Origin of the sequence: Rhodococcus sp. 11-3 (genome assembly GCF_023704055.1) — a bacterium.
Taxonomy (GTDB): Bacteria; Actinomycetota; Actinomycetes; order Mycobacteriales; family Mycobacteriaceae; genus Rhodococcus; species Rhodococcus aetherivorans.
On the sequence record NZ_CP080406.1, the window covers coordinates 39445 to 61220 of the forward strand.

Sequence of the window (21776 nt, forward strand, 5' to 3'; positions counted from 1 at the left end):
GGACCGATATCCGAGCGCAGCTCAGCGGATACCCAGCACGCCCACGCCCACGGTGATGGTCTCCGAGTTGGAGATCTCCGACCCCGGGGGCTGCTGCTGGGCGATGACCTTGCCCACGAGCTCCGGGTCGAGGGTGGCCTCACGGTTCTGCACGAGCTGCGCCGGCGAACCCGTCCAGCCGGCCGCCCGCAGCGCCGTCAGCGCCTCGGACACCGTCCTGTTCGTCAACGCCGGCATCTCGATGCGGTTCCCGTTGGACACCTGGATGGTGACCGTGTCGCCCTTCGTGGCGCTGGTTCCGCCCGCCGGGCTGCTCGACACGACCGTCCCGGCCGGCTGGCTGGAGTCGATCTCGTCGACCACGACGGTGAAGCCCGCGGCCTCGATGTTGTCGCGCGCCACCTCGGTGGCCTGACCCACGACGTTGGGCACGCGGATCTGCTCGGGGCCGCTGCCGAGCGTCACGCTCACCGCGCTGTCGCGGTCGGCGTCCGCTCCCGCGGCGGGACTCTGGTCGACGACGGTGTCGCGTTCGGCCGCCGACGACGGCGCCCGCGCCACATTCGGATCGAGCCGCAGCCCGGCCTCGGCCAGGGTCTGCAGCGCCTCCTGCTGGTTCATGCCCGCGAGCCGCGGGATCTGCACCTGCTCGGGCCCGCTCGAGACCTCGAGGGTGACGGTGCTGCCCTCCTCGGCCTGGACCCCGGCGACCGGCCGGGTGTTGACGACGTTGCCGCTGGCGACCACCGCGTCGGGCTTCATCTGCACCGACACCTCGAACCCGGCATCCTGCAGCCTGCTCTCCGCGATCTCCGCGGCGAGGTTGCGCACGTCGGGGACGGGGATCTGCGCGGCGCTCGAGCCGGGGCCCGAGGTCCACAGGAACACGCCGACGATGCCGACGATCACGACCGCGGCCAGGCCCAGCAGCGTGTTGCGCAGTGCCCGGGAACGTTGCGGCGCGGCCGCGGTCCCACCCGCGACGACTCCGGCGGCCCCGCGGTCCGCGCCGTTGCGCGGTGTCCCGGCGCCGTCGACGGCCCCGAGGATGGTGGTGCGGTCCTCGTCGGTCATCACCATCGGCGCGCTGGGCTTCTGGCCGCTGAGCACGCGGATCAGGTCGCTGCGCATCTCGGCGGCGCTCTGGTAGCGGTTGGCGGGGTTCTTCGCCATCGCCTTGAGGATCACCGAGTCCAGCTCCGGCGGGACGGCGGAGTTCACCGACGAGGGCAGCGGCGGATCCTCCCGGACATGCTGGTACGCGACGGCCACCGGGGAGTCGCCCTGGAACGGCGGCTTGCCGGTGAGGATCTCGAACAGCACACAGCCGACCGAGTACACGTCGGAGCGGGCGTCGACCTGCTCGCCGCGGGCCTGCTCCGGCGACAGGTACTGGGCGGTGCCGATCACCGCGGCCGTCTGCGTCATCGGGCTCGCGGCGTCGGAGATGGCCCGGGCGATGCCGAAGTCCATCACCTTGACCGCGCCGGAACGGGTGATCATGACGTTCGCGGGCTTGACGTCGCGGTGGACGATCATGTTGCGGTGGCTGAAGTCCAGGGCGGCGCACACGTCGGCCACGACCTCCATGGCCCGCTTCGGGGTCATCGGCCCCTGGGAGCGCACGATGTCGCGCAGCGTATCGCCCTCGACGTACTCCATGACGATGTACGGCAGCGGGCCGGCCTCGGTCTCCGCCTCGCCGGTGTCGTACACGGCGACGATCGCCGGATGGTTCAGCGCGGCCGCGTTCTGGGCTTCGCGGCGGAACCGGAGATAGAACGTGGGGTCGCGGGCGAGGTCGGCGCGCAGCACCTTGATCGCCACGTCGCGGTCGAGCCGCAGATCCCGGGCCAGGTGCACCTCCGACATGCCACCGAAGCCGAGGATCTCACCCAACTCGTAGCGGGAAGAGAGCTTGCGGGGTGTGGTCATGACTGTCCTCGGGTGACTGGCTCGATCGGGGTGAACGGGTTGTCTATGGCTCCGGGTTCGAGACCACCGTCGCCGCCATCCGGCAACGAGACCGTGGTGGTGGTCGTCTCGGCCGTCGTCGTGGTGGCGGCTGTGGTCGTCGTGGCCGTCGTCGTGGTCGGCGGCGCGGTGGTCGTCGGCGCCTCCGTCGTCGTCGGCGGCGGCGGGGTGGTCGTCGTCGGCTCGGGGGTCGTGGTGGGCGCCTGCGTCGTGGTGGGAGGAGCCGTGGTGGTCGGTTCCTCCGTCGTGGTGGTGGTCCGCGGCGGCCGCGTGGTCGTCGTCGCGCGGGTGGTGGTCGTCGGGGCCTGCGTGGTCGTCGTGGACCGCGCGGGGCCCGCGTCACCCGAATTGTCGCCGCCCAGCAGCACCAGCGCCAACACGACGAGCGCCAGGGCCACCGCCGCCCCGGCCGCCCAGGCGAGGACCTTCGGGCTGGGGGAGCGCTTGTCGCCGGACGGGGTGGGTCCGGTGGGCGGCTGGTCGCCGCCGTTCGCGTACGTCGGGGCGTAGTACGGCCGCGACGGCGGAGGCGGGGTCGGACCGAGCGCGCGGGTCGCGGCGGTGGGCGCGGTGGTGCCCGGCACCCCGGGCGGCAGGATCCGCGTGGCACCGGTGACCGGCGGCACGTTGCCCGGCGGTGGCACCGGCCGCCCGGCGCGCACCGCGGAGACGGCGTCGGCGAACTCGCCGCCGCTGGTGTACCGGTACGCCGGATCCTTCGTCATGGCGATCTCGATGAGTTCACGCACCCCCGCCGGCAGGTCGGTGGGCAGCGGCGCGGGCGTCTCCTGCACGTGCTTCATCGCGACGGTGACGACGCTGTCGCCGAGGAACGGTCGCCGGCCGGCGAGGGCCTCGTACCCGACGACGCCGAGCGAGTACACGTCGCTCGCCGACGTCGCCTCCTGGCCGAGAGCCTGCTCGGGCGCGATGTACTGAGCGGTGCCCATGACCATGCCGGTGCGCGTCACCGGCGACGCGTCGACGGCCTTGGCGATGCCGAAGTCGGTGATCTTCACCTGGCCGGTGGGGGTGATGAGGATGTTGCCGGGTTTGACGTCGCGGTGCACGACCCCGGCGTCGTGGGCAGCCTGCAGCGCCCGCCCGGTCTGCTCGAGCATGTCCAGGGTGTGCGGCAGCGACAGCCGGCCCACCCGGGCGAGGACGGCGTTGAGGGGCTCGCCGTGCACGAGTTCCATCACGAGGTACGCGATGGACTGGCCCTCGGCGTCGGTGGTCTCGCCGTAGTCGAACACGCCGGCGATGCCGGGGTGGTTGAGCTGCGCGGTGGTGCGCGCCTCGAACCGGAAACGGGTCAGGAAGTCCGCGTCGCCGGAGAGCTCGGCCTTGAGGACCTTCACCGCCACCCGGCGGTCGAGACGGGTGTCGAGCCCCTCCCACACCTGTCCCATGCCGCCGGTGGCGATGAGCCGTTGCAGCCGGTAACGGTCGGCGATCATGGCGCCGCTGTGCAAAGCCATAATCAGCCTCTCTGCATTCCCGCCGCGATCACGGCACGTCCGATCGGCGCGGCAACCGAGCCTCCCGTGGCGGCGAGTGCGCGGTCGCCGCCGTCCTCCACGATGACCGCCACGGCAACTGTCGGCTGCTGGGCGGGCGCAAAGGCGATATACCACGTGTGCGGGGGAGTGTTACGGGGGTCGTCGCCGTGCTCGGCGGTACCGGTCTTCGACGCGATCTGGACCCCCGGGATCTTCCCCTCGCCGCCGGAGAAGTTCTCGGATCCGATCATCAGGTCGGTCAGGGTGGCCGCGACCTGCGGCGACATCGCCTGTCCTGCCGACAGCGGCGTGGTCTCCGCCAGCACCGACAGGTCCGGCGACTGCAACTGCGACACCAGATGCGGCTGCATCCGGACGCCGCCGTTGGCGACTGTGGCGGCAATCACGGCGTTCTGCAGCGGGGTGAGTGCGACGTCACGCTGACCGATGCTCGACTGGCCGAGCGCGGCGCCGTCGGGGATCGGCCCGATCGTGCTCGCCGCGACGGGGACGGGGATGTCCACGGACTCGCCGACGCCCAGCGCCTCGGCCTGCTCGGCGAGGGCGTCCTTGCCGGTCTTCAGGCCCATCTCGACGAAGGCGGTGTTGCAGGAGCGGGCGAAGGCCTCGCGCAGGGTGGCGGTGGGGCCGCCGCCGCACGTCGCGCCGCCGTAGTTCTCCAGCGTGGTCGCGGTGTCGGGGAGGGTGATGTTCGGCGCGGCGGTGAACTGGTCGTCGGGAGTGGTGCCCGCGGCGAGGGCCGCGGCGGTCACCACGACCTTGAACGTCGAGCCGGGCGGGTAGGTCTGCGAGATGGCGCGGTTGAGCATGGGCTTGTCGGGGTCGGCGTTGAGTTCCTCCCACGCCTGCGAGGTGGCGGCACCGTCGTGACCCGAGAGCCGGTTGGGGTCGTAGCTCGGGGTGCTCACCATTGCCAGGATGCGGCCGGTGCTCGGCTCGATGGCCACGACCGAGCCGGTGTAGCCCTTGGACGTGAGCTCGTCGTAGGCCACCTGCTGCATGACCGGGTCGACGGTGGTGACCACGTTCCCGCCGCGCGGGTCCCGCCCGGAGACCAGATCGAAGAAGCGCCGGCCGAACAGCCGGTTGTCGGAGCCGTTGAGGACCTCGTCCTCGGTGCGCTCGAGCCCGGTGCTGCCGTATTGCATCGAGTAGAACCCGGTCACGGGTGCATACGCGAGCGGGCTCATCGGCTGCTCGGGCGCGGCCGGGTACGTGCGCAGGTACTTGTAGCGGCTGTCGGTGGGGACCGACACCGCCAGGACCTGTCCGCTCGCGGAGATCTGGCCGCGCTGGCGTGAGTACTCGTCGATGAGCACCCGGGAGTTGCGCGGGTCGGTGCGCAGGTCGTCGGCCTTGATGACCTGCACGTAGGTGGCGTTTGCGAGCAGCGCGACGACCATGAACATCACCGCCATCGCGACCTTGCGGAGCGGTGCGTTCATCCGCGCCCCAGCATTTCCGTCGGCGCGTCCGCGATCGGTGGCGGTGCCTTCTTGCGTGGGGCGGCGGGTTCGCGGGCCGCGTTGGAGATCTTCACCAGCAGTGCCAGCAGGAGGTAGTTCGCCAGCAGCGACGAGCCGCCGTAGGACATGAACGGCGTGGTGAGCCCGGTGAGGGGGATCAGCTTGGTGACGCCGCCGACGACGACGAACAACTGGATCGCGATGGTGAACGACAGGCCGGCGGCCAGCAGCTTGCCGAAGCTGTCGCGGACGGCGATCGCGGTGCGCATTCCCCGCATGATCAGGATCAGGAACAGGAGGAGGATGGCGCTGAGGCCGATGAGCCCGAGTTCCTCACCGATCGCGGCGACGATGAAGTCGGTCTTGGCGAACGGCACCTGCGCGGGACGTCCGCTGCCGAGCCCGGTGCCGGCGACGCCGCCGGTGGCGAGACCGAACAGCGACTGCGAGATCTGGTAGCCGGTGTTGTTGTAGTCGGCCAGCGGGTCGAGCCACGTCTCCACCCGCACCCGCACGTGCCCGAACATCTGGTAGGCGAAGTAGAAGCCGACGACGAGCAGGGCACCGCCGATGAGCAGCCAGCCCACCCGCTCGGTCGCGATGTACAGCATCACCAGCACCGTGCTGAACAGCAGCAGCGACGTGCCGAGGTCCTTCTCGAACACCATGACGCCGATCGAGAGGATCCACGCGGCCAGGATCGGGCCCAGGTCGCGGGCGCGGGGGAAGTCCATGCCGAGCACGTGTTTGCCGGCGGTGGTGAACAGGTCGCGCTTGGCCACCAGCACGGAGGCGAAGAAGATGATGAGCAGGATCTTGGCGAACTCGCCGGGCTGGATGCTGAACCCGGGCAGCCGGATCCAGATCTTGGCGCCGTTGACCTCGGAGAAGCGGGACGGCAGCAGGGCCGGGACGGCGAGGGCGACGAGGCCGATCAGGCCCAGCGTGTAGCTGAACCGGGCGAGGAGCCGGTAGTCGTGCAGCAGCGCGAGCACCGCGACGAAGCCGGCGATGGCGAGCGCCGTCCACAGCACCTGCTGGTTGGCGTCGGGGGAGGGGATCGGCTGCCCGAGGTAGAGCGCGTTCTCCTCGTCGGCGAGGTCGAGCCGGTGGATCAGGACCAGTCCGAGGCCGTTGAGCAGCGCGACGATCGGCAGCAGCAGCGGGTCGGCGTACGGCGCGAACCGGCGCACCGCCAGGTGCGCGGCGAGGAACAGCACCGCATACGTCAGCCCGTACTTGGCCAGATCCAGGGTCACGGTCTGTTCCTGGCTCGCCTCGACCAGCATCAGCGACACCGTGGTGATCGCGATGGCGGCGACGATGAGCAGCAGCTCCGTGCCGCGCCGGGTGGACACGGCGGGAGCCGGGGCGAAACCTCCGGGAGGACTGGGGAAGGAAGCTCCGGGTGCGTGGGACACCGACATCAGGCGCCCACCCGGCAGTTCTGGCCCGGCACCTGCGGAACCGCCGGCGTCGGCTCGGGTGTCGGGGTCGGTGCGGGGGCCGGTGCCGCGGCGGGTGCGGGCTCCGACGCGGGAGCTGCCGGCGGGGTCGTCGGGGCCGGTGCGGGCGCCGGTTCCGGAGCCGGAGCCGGAGCCGGTGCGGGCGCCGGCTGTTCCTCGACGCACACCGGGAGCAGGTCGTTCTCGGCGAGACGGTTCATCTGGGTGCGCGCGTCGTCGAGGGATCCGGAGGGCAGGCCCGCCCGCACCTGCTCGCGGGCGGTCGGCTGCAGGTCGTCGACCAGCATGACGCGGCAGTCGGCCTCCTGTGGGGAGGTCAGGGTCAAGGTTCCGTCGTCGGCGAGGCAGCCGACGAGGGACTGTTCCTGCAGCGAGTAGCCGAGGATGTTGCCGGGTACGCCGCGCAGCACCGTGACGCGGCCGTCGTCGTCGCCGACGTAGTAGTAGCTGCGGATCATCGTGCGGCCCACGGCTGCCCCGGCGACGAGCAGTCCGAGCACCACGACCGCGACGAGCGGCCACCACATCCGGCTGCGCTTGCGCTTGGGCTCGGGCTCGTTCTGCACGACGACGCGCTTGGGCGTGGCCCGCGGCGGACGCATCGCGGCGGCGCGGCCCGCGGCGGTGTTGGGCGGCGGGGTGTCCTCGTCGTCCCCGGACGCGGCGCCGGCGACGATCGGGTGGCTCTGGCCGTAGTCGAGGTCGATGACGTCGGCGACGACGACGGTGACGTTGTCGGGGCCGCCGCTGCGCAGCGCGAGTTCGATGAGCCGGTCGGCGCACTCGTCCTGCGTGCCCTCGCTCAGGGTGTTGGCGATGGTCTCGTCGCTGACGACGTCGGACAGGCCGTCGGAGCAGATGAGGTAGCGGTCGCCGGCGCGCGCCTCGCGCACGGTGAGGGTCGGTTCGACCTCGCTGCCGGTGAGGGCGCGCATGATCAGCGATCGCTGCGGGTGGCTGTGCGCCTGCTCGGGCGTGATGCGGCCCTCGTCGACGAGGGACTGCACGAAGGTGTCGTCGCGGGTGATCTGGGTGAGCTGGCCGTCGCGCAGCAGGTAGGCGCGCGAATCGCCGATGTGGGCGAGGCCGAGCTTGCTGCCGGCGAAGAGGATGGCGGTGAGCGTGGTGCCCATGCCGTCGAGTTCGGGTTCCTCCTCGACCTGATCGGCGATGGCGGCGTTGCCCTCGCGCACGGCGGCGGCGAGCTTGCCGAGCAGGTCCCCGCCGGGTTCGTCGTCGTCGAGGTGGGCGAGCGCCGCGATCATCAGCTGCGAGGCGACCTCGCCGGCGGCGTGGCCCCCCATTCCGTCGGCGAGGGCGAGCAGGCGGGCCCCCGCGTACACGGAATCTTCGTTGTTGGAACGAACCAAGCCGCGGTCGCTGCGGGCGGCGTAACGCAGTACGAGGGTCACGGGCGGAGCTCGATCACGGTCTTCCCGACCCGGACAGGTGTGCCCAGGGGTACGCGGACGGCGGTGGTGACCTTGGCACGGTCCAGGTACGTGCCGTTGGTCGAGCCCAGGTCCTCGACGTACCAGTCCGACCCGCGCGGCGACAGGCGGGCGTGCCGGGTGGAGGCGTAGTCGTCGGTGAGGACGAGGGTCGAGTCGTCGGCCCGGCCGATCAGGACGGGTTGGGTGCCGAGCGTGATGCGGGTGCCCGCAAGCGCGCCCTGGGTCACCACCAGGAACTTCGCGGACTTGCCGCGGCCCAGCGAGGGCAGCACCGACTGGTTGCGCGGCGAGTAACGCGGGACCGGACGTGCGGCACCGGCGTAGATGTCCGACCGCAGCGTGCGCAGGATCGCCCAGATGAACAACCACAGCAGGAGCAGGAACCCCGCCCGGGTCAGCTGCAGAATCAGCCCCTGCACGGCTCGCCCTCCTTCTGCGTATCGGCCCGGTGCGGTGTCGTCCGGTGCGCTGCGGTCACCCACAATACGGACCCCGGGCGACGAGACGCATCGTCCGGCGCGTTGCCGACGCGTCGGATGGGTCTCGTGCCGGTTCCGATCGGGTCTCGGTCCCCGGCGTTCAGAGAATGCGCACCAGGATCTCCGAGTGTCCCGCCCGGATCACGTCGCCGTCGGCGAGCTGCCAGTCCTGCACGGGCGCGCCGTTGACGGTGGTGCCGTTGGTGGAACCGAGATCCGAGAGCATGGCCACCTGCCCGTCCCAGCGAATGTCGATGTGGCGCCGGGAGACACCGGTGTCCGGCAGCCGGAACTGGGCGTCCTGCCCGCGTCCGACGATGTTGCTGCCCTCCCGGAGCTGGTAGTAGCGCCCGCTGCCGTCCTCGAGCTGGAGCGTCGCGGTCAGCACCCGGCCGGCCTGCGGGGGCTGGTACGCGCCGGCGCCGTAGCCCTGATCCGCATAGCCCTGATCCGCGTACCCTTGGTCGGGGTAGCCCTGCTGGCCGTAACCCTGCTCCGCGTAGCCCTGGTCGGGGTAGCCCTGTCCGGCGTAGCCCTGCTGGCCGTAAGCCTGGTCGGCGTAGCCCTGGTCGTAGCCGCCGGGCTGGGCGTACCCGCCCTGGTAGCGGTCGTCGCCGTAGGCCTGCTGCGACGGGTACTGCGGGGAGTAGTCGCGCCCGTAGTCCTGGCTGTACGCCTGTCCGGAGTGGCCGCCGTAGCCCCGCTCCTCGCCGTAGCCCCGGTCCTCGTGGCCGCCGGCCCGGCCGTAGTCCTGCTGGTCGTAGCCGCCGGCGTCGTAACCGCCCTGCTGCTCGCCGCCGTAGGGCGCCTGCGCGGCGGGATACGCCCCGCCGTTCCGCTGGCCCTGCTGGTAGCGCTGATCCTGGCCTACGTGCGCGTGACCGTTCCGCGCGTACTGCGGTTCGGCGCTCTCGGCGGGGTCACGGCTTGGGTCGTAGCCTGGATTCTGCGTCATCGAGCCAACTCCTGGGTCGGGGGTCACGGTTGAACGGTTGTGCGGTGTCCGCGAGGCCGGGGCGCGCACCGGTGAGCGCCCGACGTCGGGGTCGACCGACCCGTGCGTGCGGAACTGCCCGGTGTGCAGTGCCGCCGACGACTCGAATGCGACCTGGATCTGACCGTAGGTCTGCCACCCCTGCTCGCGGATGAAGTCCTCAAGGTGACGCGCGAACGCCTTCACCGTCAAGTCCCGATCCGCGGCGAGGGCTTCGTGATCGGATTCGCTGATCGTGATCACGTACCGGTTGGGAGCCAGCATGTGGCCCCGGTCGAGCTGCTGGACGCCGTCGGTGGCCTCGCGCTGGAGCGCGGCCTCCACTTCCTGCGGAACTACACCGCCACCGAAGACGCGCGCGAACACGTCGCTGACGGCAGCCTGCAGCTTGCGCTCGAATCGCTGCGCGATACCCACGGCGACCCCCTTTCCGGTCTGCGTGTCGCAATGCAGAGCTCGCTTCTGCATGGTATCGACTTTTCGTCCGATCCGGCCCGGTGGAGGGGGCGGCGCTGCCCCGGCGGGCCGGTGCAGCGCCGGCAAAGGGCCTCTGTGCAGGCGAATCGTTGTTCGGCGGGAGGGTGTGTTACTGTTCTCCAGTCGCTCGGGCGAGTGGCGGAATGGCAGACGCGCTGGCTTCAGGTGCCAGTGTCCTTCGGGACGTGGGGGTTCAAGTCCCCCTTCGCCCACCATGAGCAGTTCCACGAACTGCGACGGACGAGGTCACGAACTCGAAAGAGGTCGTGGCCTCGTTTCGTTGATCGATCGGACGGGCGGTCCGATTCGGGTTCGGTCTTCGGCCGTGTTGTCATAGAGCGGTGATGACCCTGACACAGCCCTGGTGGCCGTACTTCTAGCGGCCTTGTCGACTGTGTTGTCCGGCCGCCTTCTCCGCGGTCGGTGACGCTCACTTTCCTGTACGACGGTGATACCGGTCGGCGGGTGAGGTGGCCTCGATCCGAGAGGAACCACCCCGTGACCCACGACCTCGATACCGCACCCACGACAGGTATCGGCGAGATGCTGATCAGCTCCCGTTCACTGGACGAGTACCGGTCGATGTTCAATCTCACCGACGTGGACCTGTCCCGCACAATCCTGGACTGTCCGGGTGGCGCCGCGGGGTTCACCAGCGCAGTGAACCGACTCGGCGGTGACGTGACCGCATGCGATATGGCCTATTTCGACCGCGAGACCGAACAACTCGCCGTCGTTGCGGTAGCTGAAACCGATCGTGGGAACCGGTACATCCGAGCCCACGCCGAACATTACGACTGGACGTTCTTCGCCGATCCCGACGAGCATGCACGCGTGCGTCGGCAGGCAGTCGAGGAATTCGCCGCAGATATCCGCCGGCATCCGCGCCGCTACGTTGCCGGGCGGTTGCCGTCCTTGCCGTTCCCCGATGCCGCTTTCGATCTCGTGCTCAGCTCGCACCTGCTGTTCAGCTATTCCGACCGCCTCGATCACACCTTCCACCTCGACGCGATCCGGGAACTGATGCGTGTCGCCCGCGGTGAACTGCGGGTCTTTCCGCTCGTGGTCTCGGGTTCCTCGGTTCGCTATCCCCGCGTGGACGAGCTGCTCACCGACCTTCGGAACCACGACATCGCCGGTGAAGTCGTCGAGGTCGACTACCGGTTCCAAAGGGGCGCTCACCACATGCTGGTGTGCCGCCACATCACCTCGCATGCTCCGGAAGCTGCAGGTTCGGCCTGATACGGACTCGCGTCTCGGGTCAGGAAGTCCGCAAGGGTGGCCCTCGCCGGGCAGGACGGGTAATGCTCCGGAGAACTCAGGGAAAAGCTCTGGAACGCCTCTGCAGAAAGTGCTGCCGACCAGGTATTGCGAACCGCACACCATCACCTCGGGCCCCCGATCCATACGGATCGGGGGCCCGAGTCGTTGTCCGGTCGCTCGGCGCGCCCGCTCAGGAGCCGGAGCCGGCGAAGCGCGTCCGCAGGTTCGCGATCATGCAGTGCAGTTCCCGCTGGGTCTCGCGCAGCCGCCGGGCCTCCGCCTCGTATCGCTGTGCGGCGGCGACGGAGCCGCTGCCGCGTTCGATCCGCGCGCAGGTCTCGGCGGTCGTGAGTGCCGCGGCGACGCTGTCGTTCTCGCGGTGGAGGATGCCGAGGAACACCTGGCCCTGATGGGCGTCGGCGACGGTGTGCTCGTCGCCGGCCGCCGCGAGGTCGACGAGGTTCGTCGCGCCCCCTCGCGCGGGCCGGGCGGTCGTGCGGGTTGCCGTGCGGGTCGTGCTCATGGCGAGCAGTCTGGCACGTACCCGCGTCCTGCATGCAGGATGCACGGACTGTTTTGCCCGACTCGGGACGTTTGCCCAGATGGTTGAGTGTTCAATCAGTTGCCCTGTGACGGACATCTCCGCGCATCCGCGTCCGGGGACGGTTCCCGGGGCTGAACAGGGTCAAACCTGATGTGACTCACTTCACGGAACTTTTGTTTCCGTACCCTAACCACCCCCTGTTACCCTTTCGATACCGCTGACCGCAGCTGATTTAATCGCTGCGGTCAGTTGTTATTTATGGGGTTTTTACGTTCGCGTGCTAGGTGATCCGGCCGCTCTCAGATTCCTGTGGTGCCCCGCGGATACGCCGCCGTGACGTCCGTCAGCACGTTCACCAGATACGGCACCCCGGACGCGAAGGCCCGGTCCAGCGCCGGACCGAGCTCCCGCGGATCCGTCACCAGCTCACCGCCCGCCCCGAGAGCGGTCGCGACCAGGTCGTACCGCGTGCCCGGCGCCAGGTCGGCTGCCACGTCGTACCCGTACAGCAGCTGCATCGGTCCCTTCTCGAGTCCCCACGCCGAGTTGTTGCCCACCACGATCACCACGGGCAGCTCGTGCCGCACGAGGGTGTCGATATCCATCAGCGACAGACCGGCAGCACCGTCGCCGAGCAGCAGCACCACCTGACTCGACGGCCGCGCCACCCGCGCCGCGACGGCCGCGCCGAGCCCGGCGCCGAGACAGCCGTACGGCCCCGGATCGAGCCACTGCCCGGGCCGCTTCGGCTCGACGAACTTGCCGGCGAACGACACGAAGTCGCCGCCGTCGCCGATGACCACGGCGTCTTCGGCCAGCCGCGGCAGCAGTTCGCCGTAGATCCGGGCCGGGTGGATCGGATCGGCCTCGGCGGCCAGCAGGGCGGCGTCGCGCGCCGCGGCGGCAGTTACTTCGTCGCGCAGTCCGGTCACCCAGACGTCCGTGTCCGGGCGCGACGACAGCGCCGACAGGATGCCGTCGAGGCACGCCGTGAGGTCGCCGGACACCGAGCCGGCGAGTTCGGCGTGTGCCGACACCTGACCGGGGGAGTCGGCCACGTGCACCACCCGGGCCGTGGGCGCGCCGTCGCGCCCACCGAACCGGCCGTAGCCGAGGCGGAAGTCCAGTGGGGTGCCCACGACGATCGCCAGGTCGCAGGTCCCCACCGCGGTGCCGCGGGCCTTGGTGACGAGGAGGGGATGGCCACCCGGGACCACCCCGCGGCCCATGCCGTTGGTGATCACCGGGATGCCGGCCTCGTCGACGAACCGCAGTGCCGCCTCCTCGGCGTGATCGGCCCACACGTCGGTACCCAGCACCAGCAGCGGCCGCCGTGCCCCGGCGAGCAGGGCGGCGATCTCCGCCAGCGACTCGGAGTCGGGCTCGAGCCGGACCGCGGCCGGCGGCGACGGACGCGGCAGGGTGGCACGGCCGAACAGTTCGTCCATCGGCACGTCCACGAACGCCGGCCCCCGGTGCGACGTGCGGGCCGCCGTGAACGCCTCGTCGACCAGCGGGCCGACGCGATCCACGGTCGCCGCCGTCTCGGACAGCTTCGTGACGGTGGACAGCAGCGGCGGCTGGTCGAGTTCCTGCAGGCTGCCCGTGCCCCAGCGGGCGTTGGGTGCGCGGCCGCCGAGCACCACCAGCGGCGACCCCGCGAAGTACGCCTGGGTGACGGCACTGACGCCGTTCGTCACGCCCGGCCCGGCGGTGAGCACGGCCAGCCCGGGATGCCGCAGGAGCTTGCCGGTGGCCTCGGCGGCGAACACCGCGGTCTGCTCGTGGCGCACGTCGATCAGCCGCATGCGTGCTTCACCCTTGACCGCGGCGTCGTACAGCGGGAACACGTGCGCGCCGGAGAGGGTGAACATCGTCTCGACGCCGTGGGAGCGGGCCACCGCCGCGGCGTGATCGCCGCCGTGCCCCTCGAGGTCCGGGCTCATGGCGCGAAGGGTACGGCCGAGGGCACTGCCGTGGGGCGGGTTCGGGGGAACACGAGCGTGGTCGCCGGGCCGGGGGTCCGGGGCGGAGGCCGGCTTCCGATCGAAAGTTGTTGTAGTACAGCTGGAAAGACACACCGGTGGATGCGTCACGCCCCTCGCCGGGTCGCGAGGCCGACCACGGCGTCGCGCAGGCCCGTCCAGTGCTCGGCGGTGGTCACCCGGCTCGCCGCGTACGACGCCCGCACGAGAAGCCGGGTGGCGCGTCGCCGGGCCCGGTCGTACCGGCCGAGCGCGTCGCGCACGTCGAACCGGGCGAGCAGATCCGCGAGGGTGGCCGCGTCGACGATCGCCTCGCAGGCACCGCGGCCGAGGTTGGGGGTCATGGCATGGGCGGCGTCGCCGAGCAGTGCGACGTTGCCGCGCACGTACGACGGCAGCGGCGGGGACTGGTAGATCTCGTGGTGGAGCACCGTCGCCGGATCCAGGCGGTTCAGCACGTCGCGCACGGCCGGATGCCAGTCGCCGAACCGGGCGACGAGGTCGTCGACGCCGCCGGTGGTGCCGGCCGGCGCGCGGACGGCGGCGAACCAGTTGATCAGGCCGCCCTCGCGGGGCGTGATGCCGAACAGCGCACCCGCCCCCCACGTCTCGGTCGCGGTGTCCACGGTGCCGTCCACCCAGCCGCGCCACGCCGCGATGCCGGCGTGGACGGGCCGGTGGTCCGGGCCGAAGAGGGCGTCACGGGTCGGACTGCCCAGGCCGTCCGCGCCGATCACGATGTCGTAGCCGGCGAGCTCGGTCAGCGGCGGAGCGGGCCGGCCGAGCCGTACCGCCTCGTCGGGCAGGCCCGCGGCGAGCAGGCCCAGCAGGGCCGGCCGGGAGAGCAGTACGGCGGGACGCCGGGTGCGAAACCGTGCGAGCTCGCGGCCGTCGGGCCGCATGATCGCGCCGCGGTCCAGTGCGACGCCGAGCCGCTCGACGCCGCCGCCGAGCCCTGCCGAGGCGAGTGCGTCGAGCGCGGCCGGCCACATTCCCAGGGCCGTCCCGGTGGGCGGCAGCGCGGGGGAGCGCTCGAACACGTCGACGTGCCAGCCCCGCCGGATCAGTGCATTCGCTGCGGTGAGCCCGCCGATGCCCCCGCCGAGGATCGCGGCCTTGCCGCCGTTGTTCCTGGTCATGAAGTCAAGGTACTACGGATGTAGTGTCATGTCACTACTGTTGTAGTGTCGAGATGTGACCGACAAGCGCGCAGCGGTGCTCGACGCCGCGATCGACCTGCTCGGCCGGGAAGGGTTGCGCGGGCTCACTCATCGCGGGGTGGACGCGGCCGCCGGCGTGCCGGCCGGTTCCACGTCGAACTACTTCCGCACCCGCCGGGCCCTGCTCGAGGGCGTCCTCGACCGCCTCGTCGAGCGCGACCGGGCCGACGTCGCCGTCCTCGGCGGCGGAAACCTCCCGCGCACCGAGGAGGAGCTCGTCGACATGCTCGCCGGGTACGTGATGTTCGCGACAGGCCCCGATGCCGTACGTACCCGCGCCCGGTTCGCGCTTTTCGTCGAGGCCACCGCCTCGCCGTCGCTGCGACGGTCCGTGCAGCGACGCCGCGACGAACTGCGGGGCATGGGTCTGGCGGTGCTCGCCGCCCTCGGATCCTCGGATCCCGTCGCCGGGGCGCGCGTGCTCACCGACCACCTCGACGGGATGATCCTGCACCGTCTGACCTCGGACGATGTGGATCTCGACCCGCGCGACGACCTCCGCCGGATGGTGCGCGCGCTGCGGTGACGAGGCGCGCCGCCCGGTCGTGCGTCAACCGCGTGTTAACGGGCGGTCACCGGCTCGTTAGGGATGGATAGGATAGCCTTGGTTGCGTCGTCCCCCGGCGGCTGACATATCGTTGTACGCAACACGGTGGACACACGACGTCCAAGCCGACCGGGAGGTCCGGCCCGAGCTGCCGAAAATTGGCACCCGCATCGTCGCGGAAGGGCGGATACTGAACGGTGATCGGTGCCGATCCACCACGTGTCGGTACTTGCTCACGCAAGTAGATGGCCATCAGCGCTGCTGGTCGTCGCTGCAATCTAACGCAACGAAGGCTAGGTATGAAGCATCTTCCCGGGCCGCAAGGGCTCTACCACCCGGCGAACGAGCACGACGCCTGTGGTGTCGCATTCGTCGTCGACATGCATGGTCGCCGCAGCCGGGACATCGTGGAGAAGGCGATCACCGCTCTGGTGAACCTCGAGCACCGCGGCGCGGCGGGCTCCGAGTCGAACACCGGCGACGGTGCCGGCATTCTCATCCAGGTCCCGGACCGCTACCTCCGTGAGGTCGTCGACTTCGACCTGCCGCCGATCGGCTTCTACGCCACCGGCATCGCCTTCCTGCCGCAGGACGAGAAGGCCGCCGACGAGGCCGTCGCCGCGGTCGACGCGATCGTCGCCGAGGAGGGCCTGCAGGTCCTCGGCTGGCGCGAGGTTCCCGTCGACCCCTCCGACCTGGGAACGCTGGCCCGGCAGGCGATGCCGAGCTTCCGCCAGATCTTCATCACCTCGCCCGACCGGACCCTCGGTGGCCTGGAGCTCGAGCGGCGGGCCTACGTGGTCCGCAAGCGCACCGAGCACGAGCTCGGCCGCGAGGGCGCCGGCCAGGACGGCCCCGGCAGCGAGACGGTGTACTTCCCGAGCCTGTCGGCGTCGACCTTCGTCTACAAGGGCATGCTCACCACGCCGCAGCTCGAGGGCTTCTACCGCGATCTGCAGGACGAGCGCGTCGAATCGGCGCTGGGCCTGGTGCACTCGCGCTTCTCCACCAACACCTTCCCGTCGTGGCCGCTGGCGCACCCGTTCCGCCGTGTCGCCCACAACGGCGAGATCAACACCGTCACCGGCAACGCCAACTGGATGCGTGCCCGCGAGGCGCTCATCGACTCCGACGTGTTCGGCGGCCGCGAGAAGCTCGAGAAGATCTTCCCGGTCTGCACCGAGGGCGCGTCCGACACGGCCCGCTTCGACGAGGTGCTCGAACTCCTGCACCTCGGCGGCCGCAGCCTGCCGCACGCCGTGCTCATGATGATCCCCGAGGCGTGGGAGCGGCACGAGTCCATGGACCCGGCCCGTCGCGCGTTCTACGAGTACCACGCGGCGCTCATGGAGCCGTGGGACGGCCCGGCGTCGGTGTGCTTCACCGACGGCACCGTCGTCGGCGCGGTCCTCGACCGCAACGGCCTGCGCCCGTCGCGCGTGTGGGTCACCGACGACGGCCTCGTGATCATGGCCTCCGAGGTGGGCGTGCTCGACATCGAACCGCAGAAGGTCGTGCGCAAGCTGCGCATGCAGCCCGGTCGCATGTTCCTCGTCGACACCTCGCAGGGCCGCATCATCGACGACGAGGAGATCAAGAGCGCCCTCGCCGCCGAGCACCCCTACCAGGAGTGGATCGACCAGGGCATCGCCCGGCTCGAGGATCTGCCCGAGAGCAAGTACACCTACATGTCGCACGAGCGGGTCGTGTTGCGGCAGCAGGTGTTCGGGTACACCAGCGAGGAGGTCAACCTCCTGGTCAAGCCGATGGCCGCGACCGGCGGCGAGGCGCTCGGCTCGATGGGCACCGACACCCCCATCGCCGTGCTCTCCGCGCGTCCGCGAATGCTGTTCGACTACTTCTCGCAGCTGTTCGCGCAGGTCACCAACCCGCCGCTCGACGCCATCCGGGAGGAGGTCGTCACGAGCCTGGGCGGCATGCTCGGGCCCGAGGGCGACCTGCTGAACCCGACCGCCGACTCGTGCCGGCAGATCCTCGTCTCCGCGCCGGTCATCGACAACGACGACCTGCAGAAGCTGATCCACGTCAACGACGACGGCAAGTTCCCCGGCTTCAACAGCGTCATCATCCGCGGCCTGTACCCCGTCGCCGAGGGCGGCGAGGGTCTGCGCCGCGCGCTCGAGAACATCCGCGGCGAGGTCTCCGAGGCCATCGAGAAGGGCGCGCGCCTGATCCTGCTGTCGGACCGCGAGTCCGACGAGAACCTCGCGCCGATCCCGTCGCTGCTGCTCACCTCCGCGGTGCACCACCACCTCGTCCGCGAGAAGACCCGCACCAAGGTGGGCCTGCTCGTCGAGGCCGGCGACGCCCGCGAGGTGCACCACATCGCCGCGCTGTGCGGTTTCGGTGCGGCCGTGGTCAATCCGTACATGGCCTTCGAGACCATCGACGAGCTGCTGCAGAACGGCGACCTGCCGGACGGCATCACCCTCGACAAGGCCCTCGCGAACTACATCAAGGCCGCCTCGAAGGGCGTGCTCAAGGTGATGTCCAAGATGGGCATCTCCACGCTCGCCTCCTACACCGGTGCGCAGCTGTTCCAGGTGATCGGCCTCTCGCAGGAGGTCGTCGACGAGTACTTCACCGGGATGCAGTCGCAGCTCGGCGGAATCGGCCTCGACGAGATCGCCCAGGACGTCGCCGCCCGGCACTCCCTCGCCTTCATGGACCGTCCGTCGGAGCACGCCCACCGCGAGCTCGAGGTCGGCGGCGAGTACCAGTGGCGCCGCGAGGGTGAGTTCCACCTGTTCAACCCGGACACGGTGTTCAAGCTCCAGCACGCCACCCGCACCGGGCAGTACTCGATCTTCAAGGAGTACACCAGGCTGGTCGACGACCAGTCGGAGCGGCTCGCGTCGCTGCGTGGCCTGTTCGAGTTCCGCAAGGGTGCCCGCCCGGCGGTGCCGCTCGAGGAGGTCGAGCCGGCGAGCGAGATCGTCAAGCGGTTCTCCACGGGTGCGATGAGCTACGGCTCGATCTCCGCGGAGGCGCACGAGACCCTCGCGATCGCGATGAACCGCCTCGGCGCCCGCTCGAACTCCGGTGAGGGCGGCGAGCATCCGGACCGCTTCACCCCGGACGCGAACGGCGACTGGCGTCGCTCGGCGATCAAGCAGGTCGCCTCCGGCCGGTTCGGTGTCACCGCGCACTACCTGACGAACTGCACCGACATCCAGATCAAGATGGCGCAGGGCGCCAAGCCGGGTGAGGGTGGTCAGCTGCCCCCGCACAAGGTGTACCCGTGGGTCGCCGAGGTGCGTGGTTCGACGCCGGGCGTGGGCCTGATCTCGCCGCCGCCGCACCACGACATCTACTCGATCGAGGATCTCGCGCAGCTGATCCACGACCTGAAGAACGCCAACCCGCAGGCCCGCATCCACGTGAAGCTGGTCTCCGAGATCGGTGTCGGCACCGTCGCCGCGGGTGTGTCGAAGGCCCACGCCGATGTGGTGCTGATCTCCGGTCACGACGGTGGCACCGGCGCCTCCCCGCTGACCTCGCTCAAGCACGCGGGTGCGCCGTGGGAGCTCGGCCTCGCCGAGACGCAGCAGACGCTGCTGCTCAACGGTCTGCGCGACCGCATCGTCGTGCAGGTGGACGGGCAGATGAAGACCGGCCGCGACGTGGTCATCGCCGCCCTGCTCGGCGGTGAGGAGTTCGGCTTCGCCACCGCTCCGCTGGTGGTGTCCGGCTGCATCATGATGCGCGTGTGCCATCTCGACACCTGCCCGGTGGGCGTGGCGACGCAGAACCCGGTGCTGCGCAAGCGGTTCACCGGCAAGCCGGAGTTCGTCGAGAACTTCATGCTCTACATCGCCGAGGAGGTGCGCGAGTACCTGGCCGAGCTGGGCTTCCGCTCCCTCGACGAGGCGATCGGCCGGGTCGACATGCTCGACACCACCAAGGCCGTCGACCACTACCGTGCCTCGAAGCTGGACCTGTCGCCGCTGCTGGAGCAGACCCGTTCGCCGATCTTCTGCGAGCAGGACCTGCACTGCACCAAGGAGCAGGACCACGCCCTGGACAAGGCGCTCGACAACGAGCTCATCACGCAGGCGAGGCCGGCGCTCGAGTCGGGTACGCCGGTGACGATCGAGACCAAGATCGCCAACGTCAACCGCACCGTCGGCACCATGCTCGGCCACGAGCTCACCAAGGTGTACGGCGGGGAGGGCTTGCCGGACAACACGATCGACATCACCTTCACCGGTTCGGCCGGCAACAGCTTCGGCGCGTTCGTGCCCAAGGGCATCACGCTGCGGCTGTTCGGCGACGCCAACGACTTCGTCGGAAAGGGCCTGTCCGGTGGCCGGATCGTCGTCCGCCCGCCGCTGAACGCGGCGCCGGGCTTCGTCGCCGAGGACAACATCGTCGCCGGCAACGTGATCCTGTTCGGTGCCACCAGTGGCGAGGCTCTCATCCGCGGCGTGGCGGGTGAGCGGTTCGCCGTGCGTAACTCGGGTGCCACGGCCGTCGTCGAAGGCGTCGGCGACCACGGCTGCGAGTACATGACCGGTGGCAAGGTGGTCATCCTGGGCAAGACCGGCCGCAATTTCGGCGCCGGCATGTCCGGGGGTGTCGCGTTCGTGTACAACCCCGATCGCGACTTCGAGGACAACCTGAACACCGAGTTGGTCGATCTCGAGGACCTCGAGGGCGAGGACTTCCTCTGGCTCAAGGGCGCCATCGAGCGCCATCGTGACGAGACGGGCTCCGAGGTTGCAGCCCGCATTCTGGCCGACTGGTCGCAGCAGGTCAGTCACTTCGCGAAGGTCATGCCTCGCGATTACAAGAAGGTACTCATGGCAATCAAGGACGCCGAGATTCGAGGCGCGAACGTGGACGAGGCGATCATGGAGGCGGCTCGTGGCTGATCCGACCGGTTTCCTCAAGCACGGCTCGCGCGAAACCCCTGTGCGCCGGCCGGTTCCGCTGCGGCTGCTCGACTGGAAGGAGGTGTACGAGCCGTTCCCGCTCGACACCCTCCAGGTCCAGGCCAGCCGCTGCATGGACTGCGGTATCCCGTTCTGCCACAACGGTTGTCCCCTCGGGAACCTGATTCCCGAGTGGAACGACCTGGCCTACAAGGGTAAGTGGAACGACGGCATCGAGCGCCTGCACGCCACCAACAACTTTCCGGAGTTCACCGGCCGGCTGTGCCCCGCACCGTGTGAGGCCTCCTGCGTCCTGGGCATCAACCAGGACCCGGTGACCATCAAGCAGGTCGAGGTCGAGCTCATCGAGAAGGCCTTCGACGAGGGCTGGGTCGCGCCGGTCATGCCGTCGAAGCTGACCGGCAAGAAGGTCGCGGTCGTCGGCTCCGGTCCGGCGGGTCTGGCTGCAGCGCAGCAGCTCACCCGCGCCGGCCACGCGGTGACCGTGTTCGAGCGCGAGGACCGCATCGGTGGTCTGCTGCGCTACGGCATCCCCGAGTTCAAGATGGAGAAGGCCGTCATCGACCGCCGCCTCACGCAGATGGAGGCCGAGGGCACCGTCTTCAAGGCGGGCGTCAACGTCGGTGTCGACATCACCGCCGACGAGCTGCGCGAGCAGTTCGACGCGGTCGTGCTCGCCGGTGGCGCCACCGAGGCCCGTGACCTGCCGATCCCCGGTCGTGAGCTCGACGGCATCCACCAGGCGATGGAGTTCCTGCCGATCGCCAACCGCGTGCAGCTCGGCGACCTGTCGGAGCCGACCATCACGGCGAAGGGCAAGAAGGTCGTCATCATCGGTGGCGGTGACACCGGCGCCGACTGCCTCGGCACCTCGCACCGTCAGGGCGCGGCCAGCGTGCACCAGTTCGAGATCATGCCGCGTCCGCCGGAGCAGCGCGCCGAGTCGACCCCGTGGCCGACCTACCCGCTGATGTACCGCGTGTCCTCCGCGCACGAGGAGGGCGGCGAGCGCGTGTTCTCCGTCAACACCGAGCAGTTCGTCGGCAAGGACGGCAAGGTCGCCGCCCTGAAGGCGCACGAGGTGAAGATGGTGAACGGCCGCTTCGAGAAGGTCGAGGGCACCGACTTCGAACTCGAGGCCGACCTGGTGCTGCTCGCCATGGGCTTCGTCGGCCCCGAGAAGCCGGGCCTGCTCACCGACCTCGGCGTGGACCTGAACGAGCGCGGCAACGTCGCCCGCTCGACGGAGTGGGCCACCAACGTCGACGGCGTCTTCGTCGCCGGCGACATGGGCCGTGGTCAGTCGCTCATCGTGTGGGCCATCGCGGAGGGTCGTTCCTGCGCGGCGGCGGTCGATCGGTACCTCGAGGGTGCAACGGTGCTCCCTTCGCCGATCACCACCACCACGATGCCGCAGCGCTGAGCGCTGAGGTAGCAGAACCCACGACGGGCGCGCCCACCGGAAATC

Annotated in this window: 14 protein-coding genes and 1 tRNA gene; 5 read left to right on the forward strand and 10 right to left on the reverse strand. The window is 70.1% G+C overall.

Annotated features, from left to right (window positions below; translation table 11 throughout):
• Nucleotides 1-21: 21 nt before the first annotated feature.
• The 7 genes from pknB to KZJ41_RS00235 form a co-directional block, all read right to left on the reverse strand.
• Nucleotides 22-1935 (reverse strand): Stk1 family PASTA domain-containing Ser/Thr kinase, encoded by a 1914-nt coding sequence (gene pknB, locus KZJ41_RS00205; protein WP_006942193.1) that lies wholly within the window; start codon nucleotides 1933-1935, stop codon nucleotides 22-24.
• Complete coding sequence (locus KZJ41_RS00210) at nucleotides 1932-3455, reverse strand: serine/threonine-protein kinase (protein WP_029546823.1); 1524 nt, start codon at nucleotides 3453-3455, stop codon at nucleotides 1932-1934. Before KZJ41_RS00210 ends, pknB begins: the two co-directional genes overlap by 4 nt.
• A gap of 2 nt (nucleotides 3456-3457) precedes the next feature.
• Nucleotides 3458-4942 (reverse strand): penicillin-binding protein 2, encoded by a 1485-nt coding sequence (locus KZJ41_RS00215; protein WP_029546824.1) that lies wholly within the window; start codon nucleotides 4940-4942, stop codon nucleotides 3458-3460.
• Complete coding sequence (locus KZJ41_RS00220) at nucleotides 4939-6390, reverse strand: FtsW/RodA/SpoVE family cell cycle protein (protein WP_029546825.1); 1452 nt, start codon at nucleotides 6388-6390, stop codon at nucleotides 4939-4941. Before KZJ41_RS00220 ends, KZJ41_RS00215 begins: the two co-directional genes overlap by 4 nt.
• Nucleotides 6390-7841: a PP2C family serine/threonine-protein phosphatase gene (locus KZJ41_RS00225; RefSeq protein WP_029546826.1), complete on the reverse strand. Its 1452-nt coding sequence runs from the start codon at nucleotides 7839-7841 to the stop codon at nucleotides 6390-6392. The genes KZJ41_RS00220 and KZJ41_RS00225 overlap by 1 nt, the downstream gene beginning before the upstream one ends.
• Nucleotides 7838-8302: an FHA domain-containing protein gene (locus tag KZJ41_RS00230; RefSeq protein WP_006942182.1), complete on the reverse strand. Its 465-nt coding sequence runs from the start codon at nucleotides 8300-8302 to the stop codon at nucleotides 7838-7840. Before KZJ41_RS00230 ends, KZJ41_RS00225 begins: the two co-directional genes overlap by 4 nt.
• 160 nt (nucleotides 8303-8462) lie before the next feature.
• Entirely contained in the window at nucleotides 8463-9824 is a 1362-nt protein-coding gene (locus tag KZJ41_RS00235) for an FhaA domain-containing protein (protein ID WP_072633822.1), read from the reverse strand.
• A gap of 138 nt (nucleotides 9825-9962) precedes the next feature.
• Between KZJ41_RS00235 and KZJ41_RS00240 the strand changes: the two genes are divergently transcribed.
• Nucleotides 9963-10048, forward strand: a tRNA-Leu gene (locus tag KZJ41_RS00240).
• A gap of 283 nt (nucleotides 10049-10331) precedes the next feature.
• On the forward strand, nucleotides 10332-11075 hold the full coding sequence (locus KZJ41_RS00245) for a methyltransferase domain-containing protein (RefSeq protein ID WP_084648695.1): 744 nt from the start codon (nucleotides 10332-10334) through the stop codon (nucleotides 11073-11075).
• 211 nt (nucleotides 11076-11286) lie between these two features.
• Here KZJ41_RS00245 and KZJ41_RS00250 read toward each other — a convergent pair whose 3' ends face one another.
• The 3 genes from KZJ41_RS00250 to KZJ41_RS00260 all read right to left on the reverse strand — a co-directional run bounded on the left by KZJ41_RS00250 (nucleotide 11287) and on the right by KZJ41_RS00260 (nucleotide 14764).
• Complete coding sequence (locus KZJ41_RS00250; protein WP_029546827.1) at nucleotides 11287-11619, reverse strand: hypothetical protein; 333 nt, start codon at nucleotides 11617-11619, stop codon at nucleotides 11287-11289.
• A gap of 320 nt (nucleotides 11620-11939) precedes the next feature.
• Nucleotides 11940-13586: an acetolactate synthase gene (locus tag KZJ41_RS00255; protein WP_006942171.1), complete on the reverse strand. Its 1647-nt coding sequence runs from the start codon at nucleotides 13584-13586 to the stop codon at nucleotides 11940-11942.
• 146 nt (nucleotides 13587-13732) lie between these two features.
• Complete coding sequence (locus KZJ41_RS00260) at nucleotides 13733-14764, reverse strand: FAD-dependent monooxygenase (protein WP_029546828.1); 1032 nt, start codon at nucleotides 14762-14764, stop codon at nucleotides 13733-13735.
• 55 nt (nucleotides 14765-14819) lie between these two features.
• Between KZJ41_RS00260 and KZJ41_RS00265 the strand changes: the two genes are divergently transcribed.
• The 3 genes from KZJ41_RS00265 to KZJ41_RS00275 all read left to right on the forward strand — a co-directional run bounded on the left by KZJ41_RS00265 (nucleotide 14820) and on the right by KZJ41_RS00275 (nucleotide 21731).
• Nucleotides 14820-15371, forward strand: a complete 552-nt coding sequence (locus KZJ41_RS00265; protein WP_006942168.1) for a TetR/AcrR family transcriptional regulator — start codon at nucleotides 14820-14822, stop codon at nucleotides 15369-15371.
• Between the two features lie 320 nt (nucleotides 15372-15691).
• The gene (gene gltB, locus KZJ41_RS00270; protein ID WP_006942166.1) at nucleotides 15692-20287 is read left to right on the forward strand and encodes a glutamate synthase large subunit; all 4596 of its coding nucleotides are present in this window, start codon (nucleotides 15692-15694) and stop codon (nucleotides 20285-20287) included.
• Nucleotides 20280-21731 (forward strand): glutamate synthase subunit beta, encoded by a 1452-nt coding sequence (locus KZJ41_RS00275; RefSeq protein WP_006942164.1) that lies wholly within the window; start codon nucleotides 20280-20282, stop codon nucleotides 21729-21731. Before gltB ends, KZJ41_RS00275 begins: the two co-directional genes overlap by 8 nt.
• Nucleotides 21732-21776 lie beyond the last annotated feature (45 nt).